At 32.6% G+C, this 12,902-nt stretch carries 8 protein-coding genes and 1 pseudogene; all 9 read left to right on the top strand.

Translation table 11 applies throughout. From position 1 onward, the window contains the following. Positions 1-1,044, top strand: a pseudogene (locus Q0E86_RS02795) (hypothetical protein); the annotation flags it as partial. Positions 1,045-1,101: 57 nt separating this feature from the next. Next, positions 1,102-2,289, top strand: a complete 1,188-nt coding sequence (locus Q0E86_RS02790; RefSeq protein ID WP_295754408.1) for a hypothetical protein — start codon at positions 1,102-1,104, stop codon at positions 2,287-2,289. Between the two features lie 12 nt (positions 2,290-2,301). Beyond that, on the top strand, positions 2,302-3,888 hold the full coding sequence (gene asp1, locus Q0E86_RS02785) for an accessory Sec system protein Asp1 (RefSeq protein WP_295754406.1): 1,587 nt from the start codon (positions 2,302-2,304) through the stop codon (positions 3,886-3,888). Next, positions 3,875-5,386, top strand: coding sequence for an accessory Sec system protein Asp2 (gene asp2 / locus Q0E86_RS02780; protein WP_295754405.1), 1,512 nt, complete (start codon positions 3,875-3,877; stop codon positions 5,384-5,386). Before asp1 ends, asp2 begins: the two co-directional genes overlap by 14 nt. Then, positions 5,376-5,807: an accessory Sec system protein Asp3 gene (asp3, locus tag Q0E86_RS02775; RefSeq protein ID WP_295754404.1), complete on the top strand. Its 432-nt coding sequence runs from the start codon at positions 5,376-5,378 to the stop codon at positions 5,805-5,807. The genes asp2 and asp3 overlap by 11 nt, the downstream gene beginning before the upstream one ends. A 1-nt stretch (position 5,808) precedes the next feature. Further along, complete coding sequence (gene secA2, locus Q0E86_RS02770) at positions 5,809-8,118, top strand: accessory Sec system translocase SecA2 (RefSeq protein ID WP_295754403.1); 2,310 nt, start codon at positions 5,809-5,811, stop codon at positions 8,116-8,118. Positions 8,119-8,136: 18 nt separating this feature from the next. Continuing rightward, positions 8,137-9,618 carry an accessory Sec system glycosyltransferase GtfA gene (gene gtfA / locus Q0E86_RS02765; protein ID WP_295754402.1) on the top strand — a complete coding sequence of 494 codons (1,482 nt, stop codon included), beginning with the start codon at positions 8,137-8,139 and terminating at the stop codon, positions 9,616-9,618. Next, the gene (gene gtfB, locus Q0E86_RS02760) at positions 9,612-10,922 is read left to right on the top strand and encodes an accessory Sec system glycosylation chaperone GtfB (RefSeq protein ID WP_295754401.1); all 1,311 of its coding nucleotides are present in this window, start codon (positions 9,612-9,614) and stop codon (positions 10,920-10,922) included. Before gtfA ends, gtfB begins: the two co-directional genes overlap by 7 nt. Before the next feature lie 225 nt (positions 10,923-11,147). Next, on the top strand, positions 11,148-12,689 hold the full coding sequence (locus Q0E86_RS02755) for a glycosyltransferase family 2 protein (protein ID WP_295754400.1): 1,542 nt from the start codon (positions 11,148-11,150) through the stop codon (positions 12,687-12,689). Positions 12,690-12,902: the final 213 nt, after the last annotated feature.

The raw sequence follows: 12,902 nt of genomic DNA, 5'->3' as shown, positions 1-12,902 counted from the left end.
GAAGTAGATTCAACATCAGCTAGCCAATCTGAGGTGGATTCAACATCAGCTTCTCAATCAGAAGTAGACAGTACTTCAGCAAGTCAATCAGAAGTAGATAGTACATCAGCTAGTCAATCAGAAGTTGATAGCACATCAGCAAGTCAATCTGAGGTGGATTCAACAAGCGCATCTCAATCAGAAGTTGATAGCACATCAGCTAGCCAGAGCGAAGTCGATTCAACAAGCGCTTCTCAATCAGAAGTTGATAGCACATCAGCTAGTCAAAGTGAAGTAGATTCAACAAGTGCTTCTCAGTCAGAAGTAGATAGCACATCAGCTAGTCAGTCAGAAGTAGATAGTACTTCAGCAAGTCAATCTGAGGTGGATTCAACAAGCGCATCTCAATCAGAGGTAGACAGCACATCAGCAAGTCAATCAGAAGTTGATAGCACTTCAGCTAGTCAGTCAGAAGTAGATTCAACATCAGCAAGTCAATCAGAGGTAGATTCAACAAGTGCTAGCCAATCAGAAGTAGATTCAACATCAGCAAGTCAATCAGAAGTTGATAGCACTTCAGCTAGTCAGTCAGAAGTAGATAGTACATCTGCTAGTCAATCTGAGGTAGATTCAACAAGTGCTTCACAATCAGAAGTAGATAGTACTTCAGCTAGCCAGAGTGAAGTAGATTCAACAAGCGGATCACTAAGCTCAAGTGAAAGTGCTTCTACATCAGCAAGCTACGCAACAAGTGTTTCTACAAGCACTGCAGGTGGCGGAATTGCTTATCGTCAGGTTGTAGTTGATACTCGTGCACCTTTACAAGTAGCTCCAAGAGTTAGTGAGGAAGAAACTGTAGAGGATGATGTAACTCCTAAGGCTAAGGAAGAGACAATCGAAAAAGAAAAGATGCCTAAGTCAACGTTGGATGTTGCTCATAGAGTATGGTGGTCTTGGATTCCAATCATTGGTGCATTGATTTCTTCTAATGAGACTCGTAAGCGTCGTAAAGAAGAAAAAGAGAAAGAAAAAGAAGAAGAATCTAAAGATAAAAAGATGAAATAATGATAAAATAACAGTAACTAACTTTTAGTTGCTGTTATTTTTTTAGGAGTGGTGTTTATGAAGGAAAAGACGCATTTAGTTAGAAATAGATGTCTTTTTTCAATTGTTATTATTTTAATTTATTTTGTTTGTCATAGAATTCCATTGAATGGAATTGATATGAGTGCCTATGATAATTTAGGGTTGGATTTAGGGGCTGTATTATCCCTTGCAGTAAATGGGTCAAATAAAAGATGTTATGTCATGAGTTTGGGTATTTCGCCTTATATTACGGCGAGTTTAACTATAACAATTTTACAAGCTGTGCGTTCAAAAGAATCTAGAGCTCGTACTTCGCCTAAAAGTTTAAATTATTTAATTACGGGTTTATTTTTCGTTGTAGCATTGATTCAGTCAATTTACTATGCTTTAGATTTAGTTTATATTAATCGCGATATAATGAGTATTCTAGTGGTTATATTTGAATTGATGGCTGGTGCATGTATTGCTCAATATTTATTGATGAAAAATAAAAAATATGGTGTTGGTGGATTTGCACCGATTATTATTGTGAATATGACAGAAACATTAGTGAGTACATTAATGAAATCATCGTTAGAATCTTTACGTATTCCATTAACTATTTCGTTAATCATGATTGTGATAATGATCTTTATGGAAATGCATGAGAAAAGAATTCCTGTTCAAAGAGTTTCTGTACATAATGTACATGCCGAAAAGAATTATTTAGCTATAAAATATAATCCAGTTGGTTTTATGGCAATTATGTTTGGATCCGCTGTTTTTATGATTCCTCAAGTAATTGTTGCGGTAGTACACAATTTTTTTAAATCAAATGAAAATATAAATTGGATTTATGCAAATTTAAATATGTCTAAACCATTTGGAATGTGTGTTTATGTAGTTTTAATGTTTGCTTTTTCGGTTTTGTTGGCATTGCTATTTATTAACCCTAAAGATCTATCAGATAATTTACTACAAACTGGAGACTGCATTGAAGGAATTCCTGCAGGAAAGGCGACCCGTCGTTATCTTCGTAAATGGGTTTTGATATTTAGTTTTATTAGTGGCGGAATAATGTGTAGTTGTTTAAGTCTTTGTATGTATTTACAGTATCAAGGTATTGTAGATGCAACTGTGGCTATGCTTCCATCTACTTTTATGATTCTTTCTGGCTTTATTTGTACATTGTATTTAGAGATTCGTGCTTATCGTGACTTTGATTCATATAAGCCATTTATTTAGGGGGTAATATTTATGATGTATTTTGTACCTTCCTGGTATCATGGAAATGAATATAAAGAAAATGAACAATACTTTTACGTACGTCGTGCAGTAACGGAATTTGATGATAGTGTTAAACAGATTCAGATGTTTAACCGTAATGATATTATGGAATATAAGATTTTGAATTTATCGTATAGTCCTAACTTTAGACATTTTCTTCATAGACAGAGTGTATTCCATGCTCCATATTGGTCTTGTTTTGATGCGATACAAGAAATCAAAAGAAAACAAGTTGATATTTTATCTTTCCATGATTTAATGTGGCCAGACCATACGGAATTTGTCTACACACCATTTTGTATTGTGGCATATGTAAATAATATGAAATATGCGGAAGTACATTTTGGTGAAGATGGAAATATGATTGAAGTCTTTTTGTATCAAGATAATATGATGGTCCGTAAAAATGTATATGATGATCGAGGCTTTTTATCGGTTACTATTATTTACAAAAATAACCAAGCTATTTATGAACAATATCTGGATGGAAAAGGGAATTGGAAAATGTGTCATTTCTTTGAGGATGGGCATATTGAAATTAATTCTGAGAATCCATTTTATTTGATTGATAATAAAAGATTTAAGTTTAATTGCTTGAGCTATGATTCCATGGAATCTTTGATTGAAGAAGTATTTTCAACATATTTAGATGAAATGACTTCAACAGATGATATTTTCTGCTTGGCTATGCATGTACTACATCATGATATGTTAGAAAAATTATTTGAAAAGCGTAAGACGATCTTATCTTTTTATCAAAATCGTTTGGAATTATTTGAAGATCCTGAATTAAAGTCTTTGATTCGTAATACGAACTATTGTATTGTGGATTCTAAACACAAAATTTCTTTATTAGAAGATTATGCAGAAAAGAAACTTCCAATTGTAGATATTACACCTTTTGATACGCGTGCTGATTTTGGGATTAGTCAACAATTGACAGTTCAAAACATCTTGGTTCCTATTGATACGATTGAACAATCTAAATTTGAAGAATTGATTCTTTTATTCGCATCTTATTTTGAAATGAATGAAACAGCTCGTGTTCATTTCTTCACGCGTAATGCAAACTGGGATCGTGTGGATTCGGTTTTGAATTTTACGAAAGAAGTACTAAAAGTAAATGGACTCGATGAAAGACTGGCTCGAAAAGAGACAAATGATAAGGCTGAGTTTGATTTGGATGGAGATAAGAAAGTTCCAATCAAGTTCTTCGTGGATCAATGTGTGGATGAATTGAGTATTTCTAAATGTATACGTGAACAGCGTATTATGGTGGATGTGACAGCACGTCCAGATTTATATTTACAGATTTCATGTATTAGTAGTGCCATTCCGCAAATTGTTTCTTTTAATACGCAATATGTACATGATGGAAAGAATGGGTTTATTGTCAAAGAAGTATCTGAAGTGTTGAATGGTTTAAAATATTATTTGGATAATATTACGAATTGGAATAAGTGTATGATTTATTCTTATGAATTAGGTAAGGAATATAATACGGCAAGTTTAATTCGTAAATGGAAGGGAGTTATGGAGCAAGTTGAACAAGATTAGTGTTTTACAAGTTGGAAATGAAGATTTAAGTTTAACACTTCATATTCCTGACTTTGTGGATTGGAATTATGTAGACGATTTAGAAGAAGCTACTGAAAGAAGCTATGATGTAGGTGTTTTAAGTCGTTGTGTAACTAAAGAAGAGGCATATATCTTACTAAAGAAGATTCGTGCTTATACTTTATTTTTATTAGAGGATGTAGACGTAGACAAATGGACAACATGGATTTGCATGTCTAGACGTGCAAAAGTGCTAGATATTCAAACTTTACAGGAATTTATAGAAGAAGATATTCACCTTTACTTTCCAAATCATTATGGAGAGAAATTTGATCCAAAATCCTTGTCAATTTCGCAAAGCTTTAAGGGCAGTGTTTTCTGGAATGGATATTCAGGTGTTGAACTTGAAGGTAATTATGGGGATGATTTTTATCAAATCGCATATTGGAGATATAATATCCCTGTTTTTCAAGATCAAACTATTGATTTTTGGTTAGAATATGAGAAGGATGAATCGGTATCAATACAATTAAAAATCGAACAATTTCAATCTGGATCTATTTCGGCATTACAAAATCGTTGGATTTATTCAGAAGACGATTTGAAGTCAATTGTACATGTGACAAACAATAGAATGAATGGTCCAGTATTTATTTCTTTACTCGCAAAGGGTAAAGGTAAATTAAAAATTGTTGGTTTACATGATCGTCATTCTCGTAAAGAATATGGAGCTTTTTTACCGGGAGGAATCCGTAAGGTTACATCTAAACGTGAAGAAGTCTTTATGTACTTTGACCCAGGGGATATGAAACCACCTTTAAATGTGTATTTTAGTGGTTATAAGACACAAGAAGGTTTTGAAGGCTTCTATATGATGCGTAATATGGGAGCACCATTTTTGTTGATATCTGAAGCTCGATTAGAGGGTGGAGCCTTCTATTTGGGAGACAAAGAATATGAGGATTATATTGTTTCAGGTATTGAAGATTGTTTAAATCAACTTGGATTTGATCGTTCTCAACTAATTTTATCTGGACTTTCTATGGGTACTTTTGGAGCTTTATATAATGGTTGTAAATTAAGGCCACATGCGATTTTATTAGGTAAACCATTGGCTAGTTTGGGTGATATTGCTCGTAATGAACGTATTTCAAGACCGGGTGGTTTCCCAACTTCTTTAGATGTGTTGTCAAAGAATTGTGGCGATATGAGTGAACAATCTATGGATGTATTGAATCATCGCTTCTGGGATTTGTTTGACAAAACAGATTGGTCTCAAACTAAATTTATTATTTCTTATATGTTAGAAGATGATTATGATATGACAGCCTATGATCGTTTGATTTCTCATATTGATGATGTGGGTGTTCAAGTGATTGGTAAAGGTATTCATGGAAGACACAACGATGATACGTATAGTATTGTTTCGTGGTTTAAAAATCAATATGATGATATTTTAAAATCGGATTTTAATCGAGGTGAACCAAATGAAGAATAAGGCATGGAAAGTAGTATGGAATGAAGATACGTTTGGAACCTATTTATATGGATCTAAGATTTGGTTTCATTCTCGTGAAGATATTGAATTTGAAAATGAATTGATGCCTCCGGGAACAATTATTAAAGAGTGGTATTCCAAAGTAAATTATCAAATGATGCGTACAGAGCCATCTTTACCAATTATTGATGGGGAGAGTTCTTATCATATTCAAGTGAATATGAGTGATTTTGAATCTTATATTATACGAATGGTATTTTATGATCGTTATGAAAATGAGGCGGGTACACTTATCATTCGTGAACCGGAAATGGATTTTAAGTGTCCTTTAAAAACATATAGCTATCGTGTACAGCTGATTAATGCGGGTGGTACTAAGATGCATTTTCATTCTTTTGTGATTACAGAAAAGGAAGGGTAAAATGAATAAAATTGATAAGAGATTACACTTTCTTTTGGGTAAAGTCAAAGAGGAGTGTAAAAAGGTTAAAGAACTTAGTGATTATGAATTGAAGAATAAAACGTTGGAATTCAAAGAACGTTTAAATAATGGAGAAACAACGGATGATCTTCTTCCTGAAGCGTTTGCGGTGTGTTGTGAAGCCGATTATCGTGTACTAGGTATGTTTCCTTATGATGTACAGATTTTAGGTGGTATTGCACTTCATTTGTGCTATTTATGTGAAATGAATACGGGTGAAGGAAAGACTTTAACGGCAACAATGCCTTTGTACTTAAATGGGTTGACAGGAAAAAGTTCAATTTTGGTTACGGCCAATGAATATTTGGCCATCCGTGATGCTCAAGAGATGGGTCAGGTTTATAAATTTTTAGGTTTGAGTGTAAAAGCAGGTGTAAAGCGTGATACAAATGAAAAGTTAGACAATGATTCAAAAAAGGAAGTCTATAATGCGGATATAGTATATACAACGCATGGTGCACTTGGATTTGATTATTTATTAAATAATTTAGTACAGTCAAAAGAAGATCGTTTTATGCGAGATTTTTACTTTGTGATTATTGATGAGGCGGATTCTGTTTTATTAGATAGTGCAAGTATGCCTCTAGTTATTTCGGGTTCTCCTCGTGTTCAATCCAATTTATATGGAATAACTGACTTTTTTGTGACAACTCTAGTAGAAGATGTGCATTATGAAATTGAAGATAAAAAAGTATGGTTGACTAATAAAGGTATTGAATATGCGAAGCGTTATTTCCGTATTGAAAATTTATATAGTAAAGAAAATTTTGATATTTTAAGACATATTGTCTTAGCTTTACGTGCCCATTTCTTATTAGAAAAAGATATTGACTATGTCGCAACAGATCAGGGTGAAATTGTTCTATTGGATAAGAGTACGGGTCGTAAAATGAAGGGAATGAAACTTCGTGGTGGTTCTCATCAGGCTATTGAAGAAAAGGAACATCTGAAGTTAAGTCAAGAGCAGCGTGCGGTTGCTTCCGTTACGTATCAAAACTTATTTAACTTATTTCCTAAAATGTCAGGAATGAGTGGTACCATAAAAGATGGTAAAGAGGAGCTTTTAGAAGTCTATAATAAAAGAGTGGTTGTGATTCCGCCACGAAAACCTATGATTCGTAAGGATATGCCGGATAAGTATTTTAAAACGAGTGAAGAACAGTTTGATGCGGTTATTCAAGAAACTGTAAAAAGACATAAAACAGGACAACCTGTGTTATTGATCGCATCATTGATTTCGGATACGGAAATGCTGTCGAAATTATTAGTACAGGAAAATATTGAGCATAGTGTATTGAATGCGAATAATGCGTTCTGGGAAGCGGAAATCATTAAGGAAGCGGGTCAGAAAAATGTCGTGACAGTAGCTACAAGTATGGCTGGTCGTGGTACGGATATTCATTTGGGTCCTGGTGTTAAAGAACTTGGCGGCTTATGTGTATTAGGAATTGGCCGAATGAATAATACACGTGATGAAAGACAGGCAAGAGGTCGTGCAGGACGTCAGGGAGAGCCAGGTGTGTCAATTTTCTATACTTCATTAGAGGATGATGTATGTACAATTTTAGGTGATGATTTTTTAGAGAAGTATATTGATAAAGGAAGATATATTTCTAAGCGTCGTATTAAGAAATTAATCAATCGTTCACAGAAAATTAAAGATGAGTCGAGTGTTTCCCAAAGAAAAAATTCAGTGGATTATGATAGTGTTATGAAGCGTCAAAGAACGATTATGTATAAAACACGTAATGATTTGTTGGATGGAAAGAGTTTGGATGAGAATGTCTTGATTCAAATTTATAAGCAGAATATAGAGGATTATGTAAAAGAAAATAAAAAGATGGATGATAAAACAATGTATCGTTATATCTTAGATAATTTGTCATATCGTTTAAAGAATATTACTGCTTCTTCTTCGAATAAAAAAGATTATTTGAAATCTTATGCAGATATGGCATTTAGTGATAAGAAGGAACTGTTAGGTAATCGTTTCTCAGAATATTGTCGTCTTTGTACATTAAAAGCCTTAGATGATGGTTGGATTGAAGAGGTTGACTACTTGCAGCAGTTACAGGCAGCGATTTCTGGTCGTTCTACAGCACAGCGTAATCTTTTATATGAATACCAAAGGGAGGCAAGGCTTTCTTTTAGAGATATGGAAAAATCGATAAAAAATGCGATGATTCGTAATATTTTATTGGGAGAAGTCTCATTTGGTAAAGACAATGAAATGATTATATTGTATCCTTAAAGAAAGGAGTTCTTGATTATGATATATAATTTTAATTTAGGCATTGGCTGGGCAAGCAGTGGCGTTGAATATGCCCAGATCTATCGTGCTCGAATGTTTCGTAATATTGGTGTTGATGCCAAGTTTGTATTTACAGATATGTTTCCTTCTGAAAATATGGAACATATGACGAAGAATATTGGTTTTTTAGATTCGGAAGTTATTTGGTTATATACGTTCTTTACGGATTTTAAAACAGCGCCTGTTACATATTCGTTGAGTGATTTAGAAAAGACATTTACGGATTTAAATTATACTAAAACTAGAGAAGGCAAGATTTGTCGTTATGTATTTGGTGGAAGTAATAATTTCTATACGGCATATATGGTAAATGATCATGATGATTTTGTGCATCGTGTAGAAATGGTTTCCAATGGATTCTTGATTCGAAAGGATTATTTTACATATGGACGTGTGTATTCAGAATATTATGCGCCATTAGATAATAAGGCTCATTTATATCATCGTCGTTTCTTTAATGAAAATGGTAGTGTTGCCTATGAAGAAATCATTGATGATGATCGTGTAATGTATAAGTTTAAAGATAAGATTCTTTGTTCGAAAGAAGAATTCGTAGGATATATGGTATCTCAATTAAATCTTACTAGTGATGATGCCGTATTAATTGATCGTTCTACAGATATTGGTCAATCGATCATTATGAATTGTAAACCTGCAAGAGTGGGTACAGTTGTACATGCGGATCACTTTAGTGAAAAGGAAACAAATGAGGATTATATTTTATGGAATAATTTCTATGAATATGAATTTAATATGCATAAACATATTGATTTCTACATTTGTTCAACACAAGCACAGAGTGATTTGATGGTTCAACAATTTGAGAAATATTATGGTGTAACACCAGTTGTATATACCATTCCTGTAGGATCATTACCGGAATTGAAATATCCTAGTTCTACTCGCAAACCATTCTCTTTGATTACAGCTAGTCGTTTGGCAAGTGAAAAACATGTAGACTGGATTTGTAAGGCTGTCATTCAAGCTCATGCTGAAGTACCTGAAGTATCTTTGGATATTTATGGTGTTGGTGGCGAAAGAGAAAAGCTTGAGACGATTATAAGAGATAATAATGCTTCTGATTATATTTATTTAATGGGTCAACATGATTTGAGTGAAGTGTATCAAAAGTATGAGGCTTATATTGCGGGAAGTACAAGTGAAGGTTTTGGACTTACTTTAATGGAAGCGGTTGGTGGAGGATTACCAATTATTGGTTTTGATGTTCGTTATGGAAATCCTACTTTTATTCGAAATGGTGAAAATGGCTATTTACTTGATTTACCAGAAGAGGATAAGGATCGTGTTGAAGCTTTAAGAAAAGGTATTGTGAATTTATTTAAACAAGACTTAGAAAAGTGTCATTCTGTATCTTATGAAGTAGCTAAGGATTTTTTAACTAGTAACGTACAAGAAAAATGGAGGGAAGCTGTATGTTAGAAACTCCAGTTTTATTATTAGAAAATTTTGATGAAGAGAGTCAAATGTTGTATCAAAGTTTTAGAACTTCTGGCTTTGATGGTCCGGTTTTAACTTTTAGTGATGAAGGCTTTTTACCAGATGATGTGACAAGTATTTATACGTATTATTGTGGTAAAAAAGCGGGTGGAAAAGCTCGATATTTCAATCAAATTGATGTACCAGACTATTGGGAAATCAAGGCGAGTAATTCGGGTGGACAAGTCTATGATTTGAATCATGAAAGAGCTAAAATATTCTTCGCATCTCCTTTACATAAAAGACTTGTAAAGATTGTAGATTGGTATGATGATACGCATGTCGTTCGTGTTAGTGATCATTATAATCAAGATGGTTTCATGTATGCTAAGACTATTTTTAATAAAAAAGGTCAGCTTGTATCTCGTAGTTATTATGATGCGTCGGGTCATGAAAAAGTAGTTGAAAACTTTGTCACACATGACATTATTTTAAACCAAAATGATAAGGTATATATCTTTAAGAATAAAGTTGAATTTGCGAAACATTTATTTACTGAATTAGATATTTATCCAACAAGATTATTCTACAACTCTTTATCAAATCCATTCTTCGTATCTCAAGGTTTAGAAGATAAAGAACATAGTGATGTCTTATTCTGGCAAGAAGGCTATCGCGAGGATATTCCTGGAAATATGCAGGTTATTTTGGATGGCCATTCTAGAAGAACTTCTAAGATCTATGTTCAGAAAAAGGAAGCGTATGAAAAGCTTATTGAATTAGGTGCAAATAGGGATATTGTGAAACCACTTGGTTTTGTCTATAATTTTGAAAAAGAGAATCAACATACAAATAATATTTTGATTTGTACAAACTCAGACAGAATTGAAAAATTAACTGAGTTAGTTAATGCATTACCGAATATGAAATTTCATGTTTGTGCATTAACAGAAATGTCACAAAAGTTGATGTCTTTTGAAAAATATGATAATGTACAATTGTATCCAGGATGCAAGGCGAGTGAAATACTGAATTTGTTTAACACATGCGATTATTATTTAGATATCAATTATGAAAATGAAATCGTAGATGCCACTAAAGAAGCATTCTTACATAACCTATTGATTCTTGGATTTAATCAAACGATTCATAATCGTAAGTATGTATTGCCAGATTTTGTCTTTGATGCGAATAATTATCAAGATATGATTAGTGTCATTCTTGATGCATCTCATCTAGATCTGAATCTAGAAAGACAGCGTAATGTGGCAATGACACAAAATGTGCAAGATTATAAAAATGTTTAGAAGGGAAGAGATTTATGTTTAGTACATTTAACACATTGATGGTAATTATTGTTTTAGAAGTAATTTGTTGTTTATATAGCCTTGCGTTGGCTTATATGAGCGATAAAAAGTTCGGCAAAGTTTTAAACTTTTTGTTAGCTGCTATTTGGGCAATTGCAGCCATCTTAAACGTAATTGGGTTTTAAGGCTTAGAATAAAATCTAAGCCTTTTTCTTGAGGAGAGTTATGTTAGAAAAAATTAAAGAGAATCCATTGGATTATAAAGGATATTTAGAATACGGCAAATATTTAGAGAATGTGAATTTAAAACAAGCTTATTTAACCTATGAGAATGCACTGTTTTATTGTCAGGATGAATTAGTTAAAATTGAAATTCAAAATAAGCTAGATGAAATCACATATCGTCAAGGTAAAGTAGAACCAGCATCGATTGTCATATTAAGCTACAATAATCGTCAATTAACGCAACAATGTATTGAAAGTATTCGAGAAACAACACCTGAATCGGCAAGAGAAATTGTGATTGTGGATAATAATTCACAAGATGATAGTGTTGAATATCTTAGACAACAAGATGATATTGTATTGGTAGAAAATGATTTTAATGCAGGATTTCCTGGTGGTTGTAACATTGGAATCAAAGCCTCAAAAAAAGAGAATGATATTTTCTTATTAAATAATGACACGATACTTTGTGCCAATAGTTTATACACTTTGCGTATGGGTCTTTATGAAAAAGATAATTATGGATCCGCAGGTTCTGTGACAAACAATTGCGCTAATTTACAATCTGTATTTAAAAGTGATTCTATTGATGAATTAAAAGAATTTGGCTTAAGAAATAATGTCGTAAATAAAAGAAATGAAATTAAACTGATGTTGGTGGCTTTTGCGGTATTAATTAAAAGACATGTACTAGAAAAAGTTGGTTATTTGGATGAAAGATTTTTTCCAGGTAACTTTGAAGATGATGATATATCGTTACGTATCTTAAAAGAAAATTATCAAAATGTATTAGTCTACAATTCTTTCATCATTCATTTAGGAACTGTATCTTTTCAAAAAGTAGATTATAGTGGTATTTTAAAGAAAAACTATGATAAGTTAGTAGAAAAATACAATTTTAAAGAGGATCATTCTTTTTTCTGTTTTACTCATTCTGAGTCAAACGTTGCCTTTTACTTAAATCGAATCAAAGAAGTAGAGAAAGAGAATGGTAAAATATTGGTAGTTAAAAGTGATCTAGGAGCCGCTATTCTTCATGCTGCTTATTTATATCCTCAATTCGGATTTTATGGTCTAAATAACACAGTTTCATGTGCAACTATATCTACTCATTTAGAAGGAGTGAATATAGAATATTATTTAGATATAGAGAATAATCCTTTTAAATCTATGAAGTTTGATCTTATCGTATTGGATAGTACTGTTATTCAAAAGGATGAATTTGAAAAATATATGACTGTATTAAAAGATATGATGAATGATGATGGTAAAATGTTAATTAGGGCAAAAAATCAATCATTTTATATGAATTGGTATCCGATTTTAAAAGGTGAAACGGATTCTGGATTCAATCAAAATACTGTTTATTGCAAAGATGTAAATGACATGATTTCTAAACTAGATTTAAATGTTAAAACATGGGTTTTCTATTATGTAGATTTACCAAATGAAATAAGAGAAGAAATAGAAGCTATTCAAAATGTAGTTGGTGTTCAAAATCATATTACTGTTGAAAATGTGGGGTATATTGTTTATAAATAAGTTATTTAACCAGTATTTCCCTAGCTGACCTAAGTGATTTTGAATTTGATTATAGCAGCCATCTTAAACGTAGTTGGCTTTTAATTTTCATTCTTTGAAAACATCGCTTACAAATGGGTCGTTCTCGCCACTTTTGGCTTGAAACGGCCTTTTTTTAGGTCAAAATTTGCATTTTTTTTAGAATTGTGTATAGTATTAATTGTTGTTTTCATT

The organism is uncultured Holdemanella sp. (assembly GCF_934754935.1).
Classification (GTDB): Bacteria; Bacillota_I; Bacilli_A; order Erysipelotrichales; family Erysipelotrichaceae; genus Holdemanella.
This window is presented reverse-complemented; position numbering and strand designations above follow the sequence as displayed.

Bases quoted from the DNA above. Each gene is read 5' to 3' on its own strand.
- Q0E86_RS02790 (WP_295754408.1), top strand. From the start codon at position 1,102: ATGAAGGAAAAGACGCATTTAGTTAGAAATAGATGTCTTTTTTCAATT.
- asp1 (WP_295754406.1), top strand. From the start codon at position 2,302: ATGATGTATTTTGTACCTTCCTGGTATCATGGAAATGAATATAAAGAA.
- asp3 (WP_295754404.1), top strand. From the start codon at position 5,376: ATGAAGAATAAGGCATGGAAAGTAGTATGGAATGAAGATACGTTTGGA.
- secA2 (WP_295754403.1), top strand. From the start codon at position 5,809: ATGAATAAAATTGATAAGAGATTACACTTTCTTTTGGGTAAAGTCAAA.
- gtfA (WP_295754402.1), top strand. From the start codon at position 8,137: ATGATATATAATTTTAATTTAGGCATTGGCTGGGCAAGCAGTGGCGTT.
- gtfB (WP_295754401.1), top strand. From the start codon at position 9,612: ATGTTAGAAACTCCAGTTTTATTATTAGAAAATTTTGATGAAGAGAGT.
- Q0E86_RS02755 (WP_295754400.1), top strand. From the start codon at position 11,148: ATGTTAGAAAAAATTAAAGAGAATCCATTGGATTATAAAGGATATTTA.